Origin of the sequence: Streptomyces sp. WI03-4A (genome assembly GCF_033792105.1) — a bacterium.
GTDB classification, from domain to species: domain Bacteria; phylum Actinomycetota; class Actinomycetes; order Streptomycetales; family Streptomycetaceae; genus Streptomyces; species Streptomyces collinus_A.
The window spans coordinates 80730-95461 of record NZ_JARAUO010000008.1; the positions used below are offsets into that span (position 1 = coordinate 80730).

A 14732-nucleotide genomic window follows, 5' to 3' on the forward strand; every position below is an offset into this window, starting at 1 on the left:
TCATGTCTCGATCCATGCGCGCGCTCGTGGCCGTGAAAGCCGGTGAGCCCGCCGATGTCCTGCGGCTGGAATCCCGGCCCGTTCCCACACCGGCAGCCGGTCAGGCGCTGGTCCGTGTGACGGCGACCCCGATCCACGCCAGTGATCTGCACGTGCTGCGTGGCCGCTACGGTTTCTCCCTCGGCTTCCCCGCTGTCGGCGGTCACATGGAATGCGTGGGCCGTGTCAAGGCGCTGGGCCCGGACACCGAGGGACCACAGGTCGGCGAGCGGGTGGTGGTCGCCGCGATCCCGGCGGTGCCTGGGCCCCCTCCGGTCGGCACCTGGCAGGAGTACCTCGTGACCGACACGCACAGACTCCTGCCGGTCCCCGCCCCTCTGAGCGACTCCAGCGCCTGCCAGCTCGCCGTCAACCCGCTGACCGCACTGCTTCTCGTGACGCGCGAACTCGACTGTGAGCCCGGCGAATGGCTGCTGCAGACGGCCGCGGGCTCCACCGTCGGCCGCCTGGTCATCCAGCTGTGCGGGCATCTCGGCATCCGCACCCTCAATGTCGTGCGGCGACGCACCGCAGTCGAAGAGATCAAGGCGCTCGGCGGTGACGAGGTCATCTGCACCGAGGACGAGGACCTGCTGCAGCGGGTGGCCGAGACAACAGGACCGGCCGGCGTGCGCAAGGCCCTCGACTGTGTCGCGGGCCCCGTGGGTGCCCAGGTGTCCCAGGCACTGGCACCGGGAGGAGAGGTCGTGGTCTACGGCGCGCTCTCCACCCATCGGCAGACCGACCCGGCCGCACTGACGATCCCGCTCCAGGCGCGCTCGGTCATCTACGAGACCAAGACGGTCCGGGGCTTCTGGCTGAACCGCTGGTTCGGCACCGCCTCACCCGATGTCGCGCTGCACGCGCTGTCCCAGGTGCGCGATCTCGTCACCGACGAGGTGCTGACCATCCCGCAAGGCCGGCCGTTCCCGCTCCAACACTTCACCGAAGCCGTCACGCTCGCCGAAGCACCCGCCCACGGCACCAAGCCACTCCTCGTCCTCGACGACAGCCACGACGAACATCACAGGTGAGGAAGCGGCTCGACCAACCGTCTTCCCGCTGCCGCCCTACGACCCCTCTGCGAGCTGCCGTGAACCGTCTGCAGACGGGACATACCGCCCAGCCGGACTGTCTCAGCATCGGGCACGGCGAACACGGCGAACATGAACGACGGCCCCGCCACCGGCCAGAATGCCGACCGATGACGGAACCGCAGCTCGGGCCGTCAGAGTGGGAGGCCTCAGTGAAGAGAGCATCTACGGCGGACCGGAAACGACTGTCACTGCTGGGCATGAGGTGTGTGTGCGTGCGCAGCGTGAATGTTGGACCGGCATGACGAGCGCGCGGGGAGCGTTCCGTAGATCAGATGTGCTGATCCGGATTCGCGGGCAGGTAGAAGTTCCAGCTGCCCTGACCGTGATGCTGGCCGTCCGGCGAATTGGAGGACGGGCAGGCACCGTTGTCCGCCCGGCCGTTCCACCAAAGGGAGCAGCAGTGATTACAGAACCTCCAGTTGTCCTGGAAAGCCTTCACGTTGTCGTCGATCGGTACACCCATAGTGATCTCTTTTCCAGTGCAGCGTGACGCGAGGCATCGCCTGACCGACTGACTCAGTCAAGTCCATGCGAGACCGCGCCTTGACTCACCACAGATTAGATAGGGCAGGGCATTTGCCTAAGACATATGCGCCTGCGTGTCGACCTCCACTTTCCACGCATGATGGAAATGATTCCCAATATCATCTATCGCGGCGTTGCGGTCTAAGCGGTGGTGGACACAGCCCCGGCACGGCAATCAAACCGCCCTAGAACTGGCATGTCGGCATAGCCGAGGAGGCCTGTGAGCTGGCAGCGGGGACGTTGAACTCGGAGTGTGCCGGCATGGCACAGTGCTGTTCCTTTTCCAGGGGCAGGGCTGATGCCGACATCGACGCGAATAATGGTTTCAAAGCTTACCCATATGTTGTGATCTATTTGAGTATGAAGATTCGGCCACAGTATTCAGAAAATCACCCCGAAAGACGCGCCTGGCAGGCCCTGTTCGACCATGGCCGCCTCACCGCCGGTCAGACCGTCCTCATCCACGGCGCCGCAGGCGCCGTCGGCTCGATCGCCGTCCAGCTCGCCCGAGAAGCGGGAGCCCGCGTGATCGGCACGGGTCGCTCCACCGACCGGGACACCGTGCTCGACCTGGGCGCGCACGCGTTCCTCGACCTGAAGGCCGACCGTTGGGAGGAGGCCGGCCCCGTAGACGTCGTGTTCGACGTCGACCGCTCAGAGGGCGAGAAGCCCAGCGAGCACCAGAGCCGCCACCGCAGAGAAGACCCGCGGCTTCCTCCAGCCGGGTCCCGAAGCCTGGCGGGTGAGCTCCCAGACCGCTACCAGACCGCCGCCAAGGCCCAGGGCGCTCCGCAGCAGGAAGACGGTGGTGTGCATGAGGAGCCTCCGGGGACCTTCGAATGGAGGGAAAGGCTATCCCTGGTAGTGGGCGTGTGGATGGCCAGCTCCGGTTCGGAAGACCGCGTAGCGGTGTGCGGTGACCTGGCGAGACGTTCACCTGTACGTCCTCTATTGGCTGCCGTGACTCGCTGCTGCTGGCTTTGCAGCAACGCGGTTCCCGCCTCTTCCTTGCGGTGGCAGGGAGCCGGCTGCATGCCCCTCGTACGACGCCACGGTGTTCAGAAGAGCCGCGGTGTGGACTGGGCGGCTTTCAGTTGCGGGCAGAGCCACAAGACCCGCAGCCCCGAGCCCAGGTCCGTGGCTGCGGTGCCGTCCTGTTTAAGCGCCTGGACATCACACCGTGGAGCGAGCGGCCTTTAGCGCAGTTCGCAGGGGGCTATCCGCCTGGTGTGGTGATCCGCCGCACTGCGTGGACGACGGCGGCGCGGTGCTGGGCCAGTTGCTGCGTCGACCAGGGATCGTTCTGGCCGCTCGGACCCATGCCGCCTGCCACAGTGAACCAGGCTTGGGCGAGCGCGAGGACGAGTGCCAGAAGGTCGGTGGGGTCGAGGTTGTCGTCGATCAGCGCCTGGTTCTGGGCATTGGCAACGGCTGCGGTCTTCACGCGGTAGGCGGAGGTCTCGAGCTCGGTGGCGCCGGGGCGCTCCAGTTGCTTCCAGGTGAGGAGGCGCACCAGATCGGGGCGGGCGATGAGGTGGTCGAAGACCTTTCCCGCGTACTCGGGGAGGTTCGCGGCGTCGAAGGGCACTGCCTCCGCGCCCAGGGTGAATGCCCGTTCGAGCACCGTGTCGAACAGCTGCTCCTTGTTCCCGAAGTAGACGTAGATCAGTCGCTTGTTCGCGCTGGCCGCCTCGGCGATGCGGTCCACCCGTGCGCCGGCGATGCCGTACGCGGCGAACTCGGAGAAGGCCGCGTCGAGCAAGCGGGCCTTGGTCGCGCCGGAGTCTCGTGGCATGTGACCACCCTAGCAAGTAACTATCCAGTTATTGACTTCCCTGGAGGTCTGGCGCACTATCTATCTATCCGGTTAGTTACATGTGCCGATGGGCACGACCAAAGGAAGATCGAATGGAACTCCGTACTCTCGGCAGCCAGGGCCTGACCGTCTCCGCTCAGGGGCTCGGCTGCATGGGCATGAGCGCCTTCTACGGCAGCACCGACACGGCCGAGTCCCTCGCCACCATTGACCGCGCCCTGGATCTCGGTGTGACCCTGCTCGACACCGCCGAGAGCTACGGTCCGTTCATCAACGAGCAACTCCTCGCCAAAGCCCTCGTCGGACGACGGGAACAGGCCGTCGTCGCCACCAAGACGGGCATCGAGTTCACCGACGACGGCACTCTGGTCGGCCACAACGGGCGCCCCGACTACATCCGCCGCTCCCTGGACCGCTCCCTGCGTCACCTGAACACCGACCGTGTCGACCTCTACTATCTGCACCGAGTCGACCCGCAGGTTCCGATCGAGGAGACCATCGGCGCCATGGGTGAGCTGGTGGAAGCCGGCAAGGTCCGCCATATCGGCCTGTCCGAGGCCGCTCCGCAGACCATCCGCCGCGCCCACTCCGTCCACCCGCTGACCGCGGTCCAGACCGAGTACTCGCTCTTCGAGCGCGGCATCGAAATCGACGGAGTCTTGGCCACCCTGAACGAACTCGGGATCGGCCTGGTCGCCTACGCGCCGCTCGGACGCGGCTTTCTGTCCGGTGCGATCACCAGCCCGGAGGACTTCGCCGCCGACGACTACCGCCGCACCGATCCGCGTTTCCAGGGCGAGAACTTCGGACGCAACCTGGCCGTGGTCGACGAGGTCCGCCGCATCGCCGCCGACCGAGACGTCACACCCTCCCAGCTGGCCCTCGCCTGGGTCCTGCACCAGGGCGCGGTCGCCATCCCCGGAACCAAGCGCCGCCGCTACCTGGAAGAGAACATCGCCGCCGCCACCGTCACGATGACCGAACGGGACCTGGCCGCCCTAGACGCAGCCGCTCCCCACGGAATCGTCTCCGGTGACCGGTACGCCCCCGAGCTGATGCAGACCCTCAAGGGCTGAGGCCCCCCGACACACCGATGAACGTCTGATCTCAGGCGGGGGTGAGGAGGATGCGTGCGGTGATGCGCTTGCCGACCTTCTCGCGCAGGACGACGAGATCGGCCGCTACGGCTTTGACGACCTCCAGGCCGTGACGGCCTACTCGCTCAGGGTCTGCATCGCTCGCCGCCGGCAGGAACGGGCCGCTGTCCCACACCTCCACCTCCAGCGCTTCCCCGGCCAGACGCAGGCGCAGCAGGATGGGGCCGGGGGCGTACTTGCAGGCGTTCGTCACCAGCTCACTGACCACCAGCTCCGTCAGGCCCACGACACGATCCGGCATCCTCCACCGGTGCCCACACTCGTGCTGGGTGAGGAAGGCAGTGGCCCGATGGCGTGCTTCGGCGATGCACGACCCTTCACCGGACAAGGCAAACGACGCCTCGGGGTCCGGCTCGCCGCGACAATCGCCCTCCGGCCTGTCGATCCGCTGTGCCACCTCGGCTCGTCCCTCCATGCGCCGTCTCCTCGGCGGGTACCACTCCAGCCGTGCATACACGAGTGACAGGGCCATCCGGTTGCAAACACCAGCCCGAGCCCGAGCCGGCCCTACGGGAGGCACTGCTCGAAGCTCCGCCGCCCCCCTGAGGGGCAGTCGTACCGGTCACTGTCTGTCTGCCCCGCCCGCTCAGCAGATGCGGGAATAATCGGTGAGAGTGCTGCGGACGGGCGGCGGCCCCTCCCACCTCGGGGGCTGGGGACGGAGTTACAGCATGCATCTGGAGGAGGCGAGGCAAGGTGGGACGACAGAGCACGCAGACCGGGCAGGAGCAGTCTGCAGCAGTGCCCTGTGCTCACCTCATACCGGCGCTGGAGGCCATCGGGACGTGCGCCTACGTCGTGGACGAGCAGGGCCGTATCATCGCCGCCAACAGCAGCGTCGAAGACTTGCTGGACCGCCCCGCCGACGAACTCGTGGGGCAGGACGCTCACGACCTGCTGCACCGCGGATGCAAGGGGCAGCAGCCGCCCCCGACGCAGTGCAGCATGCGGCAGGCCTTCCGCGCCGGGAAACCGGCCCAGGGGGGCGACGAGTATTTCGAACGCGCCGACGGCTCGCTGCTCCCCATCTCCTGGACGGTCACGCCCTACCGCATCGGCGGGACACGCTCAGGCACGCTCGTCGTCTTCCACCTCCGCGGGCACGCCCCTGCCCTCGGACCCCGGCCGCATCGGGCCGCCGGGACACTGACCGACTTCGAGCGTCTTGCTCTGCTGGCCGAGACCACGACGCAGCTGACATCCACGCTCGACGCCGAGGAGGTGCTGCGGCGGCTGGTGGGCCTGGTCCTGCCACGCCTGGCGGACTGGGCCGTGATCGACCTGATCACCGAGCGCGATGAGGTGCGGCGCGCGGCCGTGGTCCAGGCCGACGGTGACGCCCTGGTCCCTCACGAGAAGCTCGAAGGGCCGATGCCGCCGATCCCGGAGGAGTCACCCATGCCCCTGGCCAGGGCGCTGCGCGGTGTCGCCTCCGCTCTGGCCGGCCCGGAGACCTACCAGGGCGCCCCGGACTCCGGCATCACGGCCGAGCAGCACCGTCTGTTCGAGACCACCGGCATCCGCTCCGCGGCCATCGTCCCCATCCGCAGCCCTCGCGACGTCCTGGGAGCTCTCACCCTCGGCCGCGCCAGCCATCCCGGCGCCTTCACCGTCGACGACCTGCCGCTGGTGGAAGACATCGCCCGCCGAGCGGCCGTGGCCCTGGACAACGCCCACCTCTACCAGCGCCAGCGCAAGGTCGCCGAGACCATGCAGAACCACCTGCTGCCCCAGATGCCGCACGTGCCCGGCCTGCAGATGACCGTCCGCTACCTGCCCGCCCCCGACGCCTCACAGGTCGGCGGCGACTGGTACGACGCCTTCACCCTGCCCGACGGCGCCACCGCGCTCGCCGTCGGGGACGTGGCCGGACACGACCTCGAGGCCGCCGCCGGCATGGCCCAGCTGCGCAACATGCTCCGCGCCTACGCCTGGTCCCAGCTGCAGTCCCCCAGCCGGGTCGTCGCACGCCTGGACGAGGCGATCATGCCGATCACCGACGTGACCATGGCCACCCTCGTCCTCGCCCGGGTAACCCAGCACGGTGACGGTCACTGGCAGCTGTCCTGGACCAACGCCGGCCACCCTCCACCCCTGCTCATCACACGGGACGGACTGGCCCACTACCTCACCGACGGCCACGGCCTCCTGCTCGGCACCGGCGCCCGCATCCCCCGCGCCGACGCCACCGTCATGCTGCCACCGGGCTGCACCCTCCTGCTGTACACCGACGGCCTGATCGAAAAGCCCGGCCACACCCTCGACGACGGCCTTACCCGGCTACGCCAGCACGCCGCCGCCCTCGCCCACCGCCCCCTGACCTCCTTCACCGACCAACTCCTGCACCGCGTCCAGCCACCCGGCCTCGACGACGTCGCCCTCCTCGCCCTGCGCACCCCCTCGAGCCACCGCACCCGGCCGGCCCGCTGAGCGGCGAACCATCAGCGCCGGACGCGGTTCCCAGCGGCCAACCGAAAGCCCTACGCCGTGCCCGGCTGCCTGCGCGGGACTTCGTCGGGCACTGGATCAGATACAGGACATCGGAGGAGTTCGGGAACGTAGAGTGGTCGTTCGACGGCCGCCCTGATGCTCGCGTGCCGTGGGGTGGTCTGCGAGATCACTGGGACGACTCGCGCCGGGCGGTTGCGAACCGACGCTGATAGGCCGCTGGGCTGAGGGACAACTCCCGGGCGAAGACGCGGCGCAGGCTCTCATAACTGGGAAACCCGGACATGGCCGCTGTCTGCGTCGCGGAGTACCCCTGGTCGAGCAGCGATTTCGCGACGCCGAAGCGGATCGACTCGACGTACCGGGCCGGCGTGGTGCCCAGTTCTTCCCGGAACAGCCTGGTCAGGTGTCGTGTGCTGACGTTGAGCCGCCGGGCGAGTTCGGCCAGGGAGTAGTCACCGACGGGATCCGCCGTGATGAGGTCGACGACCCGACGCAGAGCGGGAGTGCGGGGTGGTGGGCCCTGCAGTGGCGCGGAGAACTGCGACTGTCCGCCCGCGCGTTGCAGGTAGACCACCAGGGAACGGGCCACCTGTCGGCTCATGTCGGGGCCATGGTCCTCTTCGAGGAGGGCGAGCGCGAGGTCGATGCCCGCTGTGACACCCGCTGATGTGTAGGTCGTGCCGTCGCGTACGTAGATGGCGTCGGGCTCGACGTGAGTCTTAGGGTGCCGGGCGGCGAGCTCGCCCGTGATCTTCCAGTGGGTGGTCGCCCGTTTGCCGTCCAGGAGACCTGAGGCGCCGAGGACGAAGGCGCCGGAGCACACGGAGGCGATCCGGTCGGCCCGGGTCGCGAGGTTCTTCGCCGCTTCGGCCAGGTCACGCGGGACGGGGGTCCTGGGGTGGACGTCACCACCTGGCATCAGGAACGTGTCGGGGTCCGGCTGTGCGGCGGCACTGCCGTCCACGGCGATCCGCAGTCCGATCGAGGAGGTGACCTCGGCGCCCGTCGTCGACACCAGGGAGAGCCGGTAGTCGGTGCCGAGCAGATTCGCCTCCCCGAAGACCTCGGCGGGGCCGGCGACGTCCAGTAGCTTCACGCCGTCGTAGACGAGGATCGCCACCCGATGCACGCGGGAGTTCACTGGCCCATCCTGGGATGACTGGATTCGAGTGGTTCATGGCCGGACCGAGGCGGCGCCGGGGACCGTGTGGTCGGCACCGTGGAGGACGGACGCACAGTCCTCTCGTGACAGATCGCATCGGAGCGCACAGAGACCATGACGGACATCATCGCAGGCGTGGAAATACCCGAGACGTCGGCTGTCGCGGAGGCCACGGAATTCATTCGGGACCGGACCAGCCCGTTGATCTTCCACCATTCCCGTCGGGTATTCCTCTTCGCTGCGCTCCATGCGCCCGCATTCGGTCTGCGACCCGATCCCGAACTGCTCTACGTATCGGCGATGTTTCATGACGCGGGTCTTGTGCTCCCGTACTCCGGAACGCAGCAGCGCTTCGAACTGGACGGCGCCGACCACGCTCGGCAATTCCTGCTCGACCGGGGGTTCTCCGAGAAGGCCGCCGACGTGGTGTGGCGGGCCATCGCTCTTCACACCACGCCCGGGATCCCTGGCCGCATGGAACCGGAGGTCGCGGCCACGAACTACGGTGTGCTGACCGACGCGGTCGGTTGGGGGCTGGAGAAGTTGGAGAGCGACCGGCTGGACGAGATCGTCGCCGCTCATCCGCGCGGCGATTTCAAGAAGGAATTCCTGCAGATGTTCGTCGACGGCCTCAGGGACCGGCCCGACACGACCTACGGAACGGTCAACGCGGACGTCCTCGAACACTTCGTTCCTGGTTTCCGCCGTGCGTCCATGGTGCAGCGGATCATGGACTCTCCGTGGCCGCGATGACGGTCTGGCGGCCCGCGATCACGCTGTTGCGAACGGATCCCGTTCTTTCGGGTGCTCGCACCAGATATTCGCCCCCCACATGACCGCATGTATTCCGCCCTTAGAAACAATCCCCGAGCAGGAAGGGACCGCTCGTGCGAGCTATCACTGTCCGAGACCGCGAGGCGGGATTGGCGGGGCTCACCCTCGAGGACCTCGCGCCTCCCCACGCCGCCGAGAACGACGTCGTCCTGCGGGTGCACGCCGCCGGTTTCACTCGCGGGGAGCTCGACTGGCCCGCGACCTGGACGGATCGTTCCGGTCGTGATCGCACGCCGAGCGTGCCGGGTCACGAGGTCTCGGGGGTAGTGACGGAACTCGGCTACGGAACGACCGGCCTCACCGTCGGTCAGCGGGTCTTCGGACTCACCGACTGGACCCGCGACGGCGCGCTCGCCGAGTACGTCGCCGTGGAAGCCCGGAACCTCGCACCGCTGCCCGCCGACATCGACCACGCGGTGGCGGCAGCGGTGCCGGTCTCCGGCCTGACCGCCTGGCAGGCCCTGTTCGACCATGGCCGCCTCACCGCCGGTCAGACCGTCCTCATCCACGGCGCCGCAGGCGCCGTCGGCTCGATCGCCGTCCAGCTCGCCCGAGAAGCGGGAGCCCGCGTGATCGGCACGGGTCGCTCCACCGACCGGGACACCGTGCTCGACCTGGGCGCGCACGCGTTCCTCGACCTGAAGGCCGACCGTTGGGAGGAGGCCGGCCCCGTAGACGTCGTGTTCGACGTGATCGGCGGCGATATCCTCGACCGCTCGGCCGCCCTCGTACGCGCCGGCGGCACGCTCGTCACCATCGCCCACCCGCCCTCGGTGCGCCCGGACGACGGGCGGGCTCTCTTCTTCGTCGTGGAACCGGACCGCGACCGCCTCGCCGACCTGGCCACACGTCTGCGGGACGACCGGTTGAGAGTCCGGGTCGGAGCGGTCCGGACCCTCGCCGAGGCGCCCGACGCCCTCACCTCCACGGAGCGCGTCCCCGGCCGCACGATCATCCGTGTCGCCGAGGACTGAGCGTGCGTTGCCGCCGGTGGCTAGACGCGCGTGCAAGCCGGTAGCGGCCACAGCCGCTACGACGGCCCGGCCGGGGGCGCCGGAGAATGTCCGCCGGCCCGGACCTGCTGTGCATGCCGGGGAGGCCTTGGCAGCGGCGCTGGCGACCCGCAGCCGGGGTGGGCCCCGGCAGGTCGGATCCACTCCCCTACATTGATGTCCGGTCGGGAGTGCGCTGAGTGGGCCAATCGGTCCCCAGCACTCGCCGGTTCCGGCCGGGTGCGGTGAGGCTGAACTGTCACTTCAGCTGAGCCTGGGAGCGAACCTGCGATGATCGTCAAGAAGCTGCACGAGTCCGGCATCCGAGCCGAGCACGCCTACGCCGCCGCCTTCGTCTCCATCGGCCTGTCCGTCAGGTGGAGAAGAAAGGCGAGGAGCGCGCCGACCGGTGGGGCATCTTCGTCGGGGAATGGGCCCCCACCTTCTTCGGCCTCGGCCTGGCCCTGTCCACCTACGAATAGGGTCATGGTCAGGGGGCCATCGAGGTGGTGCGCACGCAGAAGGGTTGCCAGCCCCGTACGAGATGAGGATGGGCGGCCAACTGCCGACGGTGTCGGTGGCACGGCCGGTGGCGGGACTGGTAGCGGCGTCCATCGGATGGGCAGCCGCCCGCTGACCGGGAAGCGAGCTTCCCTTCACAGAGGCCGGCGTCCGGCATTGGCGCCGCCGGGGTCATCGGCCAGGGCAAGGCGGGCGGTGATGCGTTTGCCGACCGGCTCGCGTCGCGCTTCGAAGCCCTGGGCGACGGCCATGACGATCTCCAGGCCGTGCTGGCCGACCCGGCCGGCGTCCGCGGCCCGGGCGATCGGCAACACCGGGTCGGAATCCCGTACAATGATCTCGACCGTGCCATCGGTGATTTTCAGGTCCAGCAGGACCGGTCCGGGAGCGTACTTGCGGGCGTTGGTGACCAGTTCGCTGACCACCAGCTGGGTCAGGTCCATGGCGCGCTGGGAGACAGGCAGACCGTGCTCGGCCTGGATCCGGGCAAGGAAGGCTGCCGCCAGGTGACGGGCCTTGCCGATGTCGGCACCATCTCCGACCAGGGTGGCGCTGGTCTGCATGACCGGCTGGTCCGGCGCCGCGCCCTCTTCCGGCGCCGAATCTGTGTCCACCACGCCGCCTTCACGCCGCCACTTCATACCTTGTTCATAATTGAACCGCACGTACCCGCACAGCCGTCGATCACACCACGGGCTTCTGTTGAATCAGCCACACCACAGCGCTTCCTCGTAACTGCCGGGCGGCACTACGCACGAGGGTTCGAGTGTGCCAGGATCACCGGCATGTCTGAGGGAGAAATGACAGGGGCCGAATCTGCTGCGCAGGCCGGCCAGCTGACGGTCGTGACCACCACCACCGACGGCATCCGCGTCCTGGTCCTGTCCGGGGAGATCGATTACCACACCGGCGACATCCTCCGCCAGGCCCTTCAGGTCTCCGGCACTCCCCGCCCCCGCATCGTGGCCGACATGCGCCAGGTCACCTTCATGGACTCCAGCGGCATCAACATCCTCATCAACGCCCACAACACCCTCAGCGAGGCCGGCGGCTGGCTCCGCCTGGCCGCCACCAGCGAACCCGTGATGCGCACCATCACCCTCGTCGGCATCGACTCCTTCATCGACTGCCGCGAAACCCTCCGCCAGGCCCTCGGCAACTGACCACCCCCTGACCGAGGCCGACCTGCTGCGGCTGACTCCTGGGCGAAAGACCTCCTGGTGCCATGCCCTTCAGGGCAGGGCGTGGGTGGCCGGCCCCGGCATGAAGCCCTGGAGGTCCGGGAACCTGCATGACTGGATGGGACGGCTGTGCTCCCGTTGCCACAACCTGCGTGACAGCCGCCGCGTCCGTCGGAAGGCTGTCTGCCATGGCACGCGTGACCCTGAGCGCCCACGGCGCCGCCTCCCCCGAGACGGTCTGGCAGCGCTACGCCAGTGTCGACCAGTGGGCGTCCTGGTCCCCACAGATCAAGGCCGTCCACTCGGTGAGCCGCCGCCTGAGTCCCGGGATGAGCGGCACGGTCGAAGCAGTCGCCGGCATCCGTGCCGCCTTCGTCGTGGACGCCGTCGACCACGACCACCGCACCTGGACGTGGCGGGTACGCCTCGGACGCATCCAGATCAGACTGCACCACGAGGTCAGGCCACAGGGCCGCGGCAGCACCACGAGCCTCACCATGGACGGCCCGCGGCTCGCACTGCTCGCCTACGCACCCCTCGCCCGACTCGCTCTGCACCGCCTGGTACAGCCCTGACCACGCCCTCGGCCACTCGGGGCGGTCCGGCGCGCAGCGGCCCCGCAGACAGGAGGAGCAGGGTTCCACTGCTGGGCCTGCGGGGCCGGTGCATCATTCACGTACCCTGCGGTGCGCCCGATACGCCCGATCCCTCCCAACTACCCCAGCACTGAGCCCTCTTACATGAGTGGGGCCCGACCGAATCCGGCCGGGCCCCACTCATGTCTCGTGCGTGACGCGCTCCTCGCGCCGACGTCCCTCGTCTACCAGCGGTACCAGCGGCCCTTGCGGCCGCCGCTGTCCGCCGTACGGACGACGAAGCCCAGCAGCCACACGACGAGCACGATCACCGCGATCCACCACAACGCCTTCAGCGCGAAACCCGCACCGAAGAGGATCAGAGCCAGCAGAAGAACCAGAAGCAGGGGAACCATCGTTATCAACCTCCTGGCCAGCAGGTGCCCTTACCTCAGACCGGCAAGCGCCTAAAGTGGGAGTTACTTCGGTGGAGTACAGGGCATAGGCGCGAGCGCCGCGCGCCATGCATCGTTTCCACTCGTGAAAGGCCTGGGCGAGACCGCCTGCGTGACTCCGCGCGCGTTCCGCGCTATGGCCAACCTCCTGATCACTCGTCATGCTCGGATTCGTGCGGGCACGGAAGGCCTGGCCTGTGGGGCGTTCGCTCATGGGGGCGGGCCGCAATACGGGTCACGGTGACGGTGACGGTTACCGCTTCCAGGGCTCCGTGTCGGGCGAGGTGGGCCACGGCAGCAGTTCGGACCCGCTCGTGGACCTGGCGGGCGACATCCACCACACGGTTGCCTCGGGCCACCAGGCAGCGCACCTCGATGTGCCATCCCGAGCCGTCCGGAGCACGCTCGGCACGAACGCCTGCCTCCGAGGGTGTGGGCGCGGTGAGCGTCTGTGGAAGAACGGGCCGGACGGCCTGGGTGAGGCGGTGGGCGAGACGGGGCTGCAGGCCGGACACGCCGGGGACCGCGAGCGCCGCCCTTGCCACGGCCGTGATGAGAGCAGAGGTACGGGGGTCAGCCATCACGTGCCGCCCGGCATGTGCCGTCCCGGCTCCGTGGGGCCGGAGGGCTCCAGAAGGTCGATCACGGTGATGTCGACGGTCGTCACCTCCAGACCGATGGTGTGCTCGGCGGCGCGCATGACCGATCGGCGGACCTCCTCAACGCGGTCCGGCAGCGGGCGGTCGAGGCCGGCCGCCAAGGTCAGCGTCACCGCGACCCGCCTGGCCCCGTGATCGTCGTCCTCGCCGTCGCCTTCGTCACCTGCGGGCGCCAGCCGGCAGGTCGCGGCCTGCACGCCGGGGACGTCGTCTGCGGCCTGGCGCAGCACTTTCGCCGCGGCGCTCTCGGCTATGCGCAGATCCGCGACCGGGTCGGACAGGGGGAGCATCCGTCCGAGTCGGACCTCGGCGCCGATGACGCTCATGATGCGGCCGGTGAGTGCCTGCAGCTGAGCGGGTGCTCGGCCTCTCAGGGCTCGTGTCGCCGCCTTGAGCGTGGCCAGTGAGGCGATGGCCTCGCGGCAGAAGGGGCACGTCATGGTGTGCGGATCCTCGGCCGGTGCCGGTTCGAGCGCCTGGTCCCATACCCGGCTGAGCAGCCGGCCGCAGGTCAGTTCCTCGTCCTGCGCGAGGGGGTTGTCTACCGCCATGGGGCCATCGCCTCCTTCAGCAACCGGCGCGCCCTGAACAGTCTGCCGCGCACGGTGGGCTCGCTGGTATGGGTCACCTGGGCGATCTCTTCGTAGGAGAGGCCTTGCAGTTCTCGAAGGATCCAGCACACGCGCTGGTCGGCATCGAGTCCGTCCAGTGCACGGGTCAGAGCGGTCGCAGCGGCATCCTGTTCGGCGGCCCGGGCGGGCGAGTTCCATGCGCAGTCCATCGCCGACTCGGTGGTGGCGTCCAGCGGGACGGTCGGGCGTCGGCTGCGGCGCATGGTCAGGCAGCGGTTGACGGTGATCCGGTACATCCAGGTGGGGAACTGCGCCCGGTGCTGGTAGTCGGGCAGGCGCCGCCAGGCGCTGACGAAGGCGTCCTGGACGGCTTCCTCGGCGTCCTGGGCGTTGCCGAGCGTGTAATACGCCAGAGTGAGCAGGGGGCGGCTGTGCCGGCGCACGAGGACGGCGAAAGAGTCCTCGTCACCTTCGGCGGCCCGTACGGCCAGCACCCAGTCCGGCAAGTCGCTTTCCAGCGGTGCAACACCGGTTCGTTCGTTCATGCCGCCTCGGTTCACGGCTGGGGAGAACTGTCACCTACCCACCCCATGGAATGTGACGCACATCACATCAGCCGGGTGTGAGGGATGCCCGGGCCGGGACGTCCAACGTCTCTGACGGGCCTCGCGTGAGGCACGACGACCGATCGAGGC

Annotated in this window: 15 protein-coding genes and 2 pseudogenes; 9 read left to right on the forward strand and 8 right to left on the reverse strand. The window is 68.6% G+C overall.

Features of this window, described 5'->3' with window-relative positions:
- Positions 1-2: 2 nt before the first annotated feature.
- The gene (locus PV343_RS11600; protein ID WP_319146772.1) at positions 3-1073 is read left to right on the forward strand and encodes a zinc-dependent alcohol dehydrogenase family protein; all 1071 of its coding nucleotides are present in this window, start codon (positions 3-5) and stop codon (positions 1071-1073) included.
- Positions 1074-1404: 331 nt separating this feature from the next.
- Here PV343_RS11600 and PV343_RS11605 read toward each other — a convergent pair whose 3' ends face one another.
- Positions 1405-1599 (reverse strand): hypothetical protein, encoded by a 195-nt coding sequence (locus PV343_RS11605; RefSeq protein WP_319146773.1) that lies wholly within the window; start codon positions 1597-1599, stop codon positions 1405-1407.
- 467 nt (positions 1600-2066) lie between these two features.
- Between PV343_RS11605 and PV343_RS11610 the strand changes: the two are divergent.
- Positions 2067-2309: pseudogene (locus PV343_RS11610) on the forward strand (zinc-binding dehydrogenase); the annotation flags it as partial.
- Between the two features lie 568 nt (positions 2310-2877).
- Here the strand turns inward: PV343_RS11610 and PV343_RS11615 are convergent.
- Positions 2878-3456, reverse strand: a complete 579-nt coding sequence (locus PV343_RS11615) for a TetR/AcrR family transcriptional regulator (RefSeq protein ID WP_319146774.1) — start codon at positions 3454-3456, stop codon at positions 2878-2880.
- A 113-nt stretch (positions 3457-3569) separates the two neighbouring features.
- Here PV343_RS11615 and PV343_RS11620 point away from each other — a divergent pair, with 113 nt between their 5' ends.
- Positions 3570-4553, forward strand: coding sequence for an aldo/keto reductase (locus tag PV343_RS11620; RefSeq protein ID WP_319146775.1), 984 nt, complete (start codon positions 3570-3572; stop codon positions 4551-4553).
- A gap of 31 nt (positions 4554-4584) precedes the next feature.
- Here PV343_RS11620 and PV343_RS11625 read toward each other — a convergent pair whose 3' ends face one another.
- Positions 4585-5049, reverse strand: a complete 465-nt coding sequence (locus tag PV343_RS11625) for an ATP-binding protein (protein WP_319146776.1) — start codon at positions 5047-5049, stop codon at positions 4585-4587.
- A gap of 281 nt (positions 5050-5330) precedes the next feature.
- On the opposite strand from PV343_RS11625, the gene PV343_RS11630 reads away from it, so the two are divergent.
- Positions 5331-7064, forward strand: coding sequence for a SpoIIE family protein phosphatase (locus tag PV343_RS11630; protein ID WP_415923486.1), 1734 nt, complete (start codon positions 5331-5333; stop codon positions 7062-7064).
- Positions 7065-7251: 187 nt separating this feature from the next.
- On the opposite strand, the gene PV343_RS11635 is transcribed toward PV343_RS11630, so the two are convergent.
- Positions 7252-8226 carry a GlxA family transcriptional regulator gene (locus PV343_RS11635; protein WP_319146777.1) on the reverse strand — a complete coding sequence of 325 codons (975 nt, stop codon included), beginning with the start codon at positions 8224-8226 and terminating at the stop codon, positions 7252-7254.
- Between the two features lie 135 nt (positions 8227-8361).
- Here PV343_RS11635 and PV343_RS11640 point away from each other — a divergent pair, with 135 nt between their 5' ends.
- From PV343_RS11640 to PV343_RS11650, 3 genes and pseudogenes are all read left to right on the forward strand, one after another.
- Positions 8362-9000 carry an HD domain-containing protein gene (locus PV343_RS11640; protein ID WP_319146779.1) on the forward strand — a complete coding sequence of 213 codons (639 nt, stop codon included), beginning with the start codon at positions 8362-8364 and terminating at the stop codon, positions 8998-9000.
- A 134-nt stretch (positions 9001-9134) separates the two neighbouring features.
- Positions 9135-10055, forward strand: a complete 921-nt coding sequence (locus tag PV343_RS11645) for an NADP-dependent oxidoreductase (protein ID WP_319146781.1) — start codon at positions 9135-9137, stop codon at positions 10053-10055.
- 309 nt (positions 10056-10364) lie between these two features.
- A pseudogene (locus PV343_RS11650) lies at positions 10365-10555 on the forward strand (hypothetical protein).
- A 174-nt stretch (positions 10556-10729) separates the two neighbouring features.
- Here PV343_RS11650 and PV343_RS11655 read toward each other — a convergent pair.
- Positions 10730-11158 (reverse strand): ATP-binding protein, encoded by a 429-nt coding sequence (locus PV343_RS11655; protein ID WP_319146895.1) that lies wholly within the window; start codon positions 11156-11158, stop codon positions 10730-10732.
- Positions 11159-11380: 222 nt separating this feature from the next.
- On the opposite strand from PV343_RS11655, the gene PV343_RS11660 reads away from it, so the two are divergent.
- Together PV343_RS11660 and PV343_RS11665 are read left to right on the forward strand one after the other, a co-directional pair.
- Positions 11381-11758: an STAS domain-containing protein gene (locus tag PV343_RS11660; protein WP_319146782.1), complete on the forward strand. Its 378-nt coding sequence runs from the start codon at positions 11381-11383 to the stop codon at positions 11756-11758.
- A 206-nt stretch (positions 11759-11964) separates the two neighbouring features.
- Positions 11965-12351, forward strand: coding sequence for an SRPBCC family protein (locus PV343_RS11665; RefSeq protein WP_319146783.1), 387 nt, complete (start codon positions 11965-11967; stop codon positions 12349-12351).
- Positions 12352-12596: 245 nt separating this feature from the next.
- Here the strand turns inward: PV343_RS11665 and PV343_RS11670 are convergent, their stop codons facing one another.
- The 3 genes from PV343_RS11670 to PV343_RS11680 form a co-directional block, all read right to left on the reverse strand.
- Positions 12597-12767, reverse strand: coding sequence for a DUF5670 family protein (locus tag PV343_RS11670; RefSeq protein ID WP_011113206.1), 171 nt, complete (start codon positions 12765-12767; stop codon positions 12597-12599).
- Positions 12768-13386: 619 nt separating this feature from the next.
- On the reverse strand, positions 13387-14016 hold the full coding sequence (locus PV343_RS11675; protein ID WP_319146784.1) for a hypothetical protein: 630 nt from the start codon (positions 14014-14016) through the stop codon (positions 13387-13389).
- The gene (locus tag PV343_RS11680) at positions 14007-14582 is read right to left on the reverse strand and encodes an RNA polymerase sigma factor (RefSeq protein ID WP_319146785.1); all 576 of its coding nucleotides are present in this window, start codon (positions 14580-14582) and stop codon (positions 14007-14009) included. The genes PV343_RS11675 and PV343_RS11680 overlap by 10 nt, the downstream gene beginning before the upstream one ends.
- Positions 14583-14732 lie beyond the last annotated feature (150 nt).

Excerpts from the sequence above, each read along its gene's own strand:
- PV343_RS11640 (WP_319146779.1), top strand. The coding sequence starts at position 8,362 with ATGACGGACATCATCGCAGGCGTGGAAATACCCGAGACGTCGGCTGTC.
- PV343_RS11625 (WP_319146776.1), bottom strand. The coding sequence starts at position 5,049 with ATGGAGGGACGAGCCGAGGTGGCACAGCGGATCGACAGGCCGGAGGGC.
- PV343_RS11660 (WP_319146782.1), top strand. The coding sequence starts at position 11,381 with ATGTCTGAGGGAGAAATGACAGGGGCCGAATCTGCTGCGCAGGCCGGC.
- PV343_RS11680 (WP_319146785.1), bottom strand. The coding sequence starts at position 14,582 with ATGAACGAACGAACCGGTGTTGCACCGCTGGAAAGCGACTTGCCGGAC.
- PV343_RS11620 (WP_319146775.1), top strand. The coding sequence starts at position 3,570 with ATGGAACTCCGTACTCTCGGCAGCCAGGGCCTGACCGTCTCCGCTCAG.
- PV343_RS11615 (WP_319146774.1), bottom strand. The coding sequence starts at position 3,456 with ATGCCACGAGACTCCGGCGCGACCAAGGCCCGCTTGCTCGACGCGGCC.
- PV343_RS11675 (WP_319146784.1), bottom strand. The coding sequence starts at position 14,016 with ATGGCGGTAGACAACCCCCTCGCGCAGGACGAGGAACTGACCTGCGGC.
- PV343_RS11655 (WP_319146895.1), bottom strand. The coding sequence starts at position 11,158 with ATGCAGACCAGCGCCACCCTGGTCGGAGATGGTGCCGACATCGGCAAG.
- PV343_RS11665 (WP_319146783.1), top strand. The coding sequence starts at position 11,965 with ATGGCACGCGTGACCCTGAGCGCCCACGGCGCCGCCTCCCCCGAGACG.
- PV343_RS11600 (WP_319146772.1), top strand. The coding sequence starts at position 3 with ATGTCTCGATCCATGCGCGCGCTCGTGGCCGTGAAAGCCGGTGAGCCC.
- PV343_RS11605 (WP_319146773.1), bottom strand. The coding sequence starts at position 1,599 with ATGGGTGTACCGATCGACGACAACGTGAAGGCTTTCCAGGACAACTGG.
- PV343_RS11670 (WP_011113206.1), bottom strand. The coding sequence starts at position 12,767 with ATGGTTCCCCTGCTTCTGGTTCTTCTGCTGGCTCTGATCCTCTTCGGT.